Source organism: Microbacterium sp. Ru50 (assembly GCF_002920555.1).
In the GTDB taxonomy this organism is placed as follows: Bacteria; Actinomycetota; Actinomycetes; order Actinomycetales; family Microbacteriaceae; genus Microbacterium; species Microbacterium arborescens.
On record NZ_PQSV01000020.1, the window covers coordinates 1 to 1,032 of the forward strand.

1 protein-coding gene is annotated in these 1,032 nt (G+C 69.6%); it reads right to left on the reverse strand.

What is annotated here, in order from left to right:
• Positions 1 to 1,032 (reverse strand): bifunctional oligoribonuclease/PAP phosphatase NrnA (locus C3481_RS15985; RefSeq protein WP_308457289.1); only part of this gene is annotated, 1,032 nt, incomplete at both ends.

The window sequence follows — 1,032 nt, forward strand, 5'->3', positions numbered from 1 at the left end:
GTGCGGCCGCAAGCTTGCCAAGGGCCCGTGCGAGCGCCTGTACGACGTCGTCGGCCGAACCGGTCGCGGAGTATCCCGCGGCGTGCGGATGACCGCCACCGCCGAACGCGCTGGCGACCGACGCCAGGTTCACCGACTTGGCACGCATCGAGACCGACCAGTGCATCGGTTCGATCTCCTTGAACACCGCGGCGACCTCGGCCTGCTGCGTGGTGCGCACGATGTCGACGATGCTCTCGACCTCTTCCGGCCGGGCCTCGGACCACTCGTCGTGCGGAACGACGGCGTAGACGAAGCCCCGGCCGTCGAGTGCGTCGGGCAGCAACCGGGCCGTCGCGAGAACCCGCGACAGCATCGGCAGCCACGCGAACGGATGCGTGTCGAGCAGGGTGCGGCTGATCGACGCGTTGTCGACGCCGAGTTCGACCAGCCGGGCCGCGAGCCGGTGGGCACGCGCCGTGGCCCAGCGGAACGACCCGGTGTCGGTGGTCAGCCCCGCGTACAGGCAGTGGGCCACCTTTTCGTCGATGGGTTTGCCCCACGCGTCGAGGAGTTCGGCCACGAGCATCGTGGTCGAGTCCGCGGAAGGGTCGATGTAGTTGGCGGTGCCGAACAGTTGGTTGGACGCGTGATGGTCGATGACCAGCACCTCACGCCCGGGACCGGCGAGCCCACTGAGCGCGCCGAGCCGATTGATGCTCGGTATGTCAACGGTGACAACCAGGTCGGCGTCGCGCCGCATGGCCTCCGGAGCGACCAGCAGATGCCCGCCGGGCAGCGACTGAAGAGACTCCGGCAGCTGCGCGGGGGTCGCGAACGACACCTCGACGTGCTTGCCGGATGCGGCGAGCACCTGCGCCAGGGCGAGCCCGGCGCCGATGGTGTCCGCGTCCGGATAGACGTGGCAGATGACACTGACACTCGATGCCGCGGTCAGCAGATCAGCGGCACCACGGGCGTCGACGCGCGCGCCGGCGATCTGGGCGTCCGGACCGGTCAGCAGACCGGTCTTGGGATCGGTTGTCGTCACCG